Genomic DNA, 223 nt, shown 5'->3' with positions numbered 1-223 from the left:
GCCATCTTCACCCAGGCCAATCGAGTCGTGGGTGTAGACCATGATCTGACGGATTTTCATCAGCGCGGCCATACGGGCGGCGTTGCGCGCGTACTCGACGAACATCAGGAAAGTCGCGGTGTACGGCAGGAAGCCGCCGTGCAGCGCCAGGCCGTTGGCAATCGCGGTCATACCGAACTCGCGCACGCCGTAGTGAATGTAGTTGCCCGCCGCGTCTTCGTTG

General features: G+C 61.9%; 1 pseudogene. It reads right to left on the bottom strand.

Going from position 1 to position 223, the window contains the following annotated elements:
- Positions 1-223 (bottom strand): annotated as a pseudogene (locus tag WFL93_RS24215) (transketolase); the annotation flags it as partial.

The organism is Pantoea sp. USHLN256 (genome assembly GCF_037149875.1).
Classification (GTDB): domain Bacteria; phylum Pseudomonadota; class Gammaproteobacteria; order Enterobacterales; family Enterobacteriaceae; genus Pantoea; species Pantoea nemavictus.
This window is presented reverse-complemented; position numbering and strand designations above follow the sequence as displayed.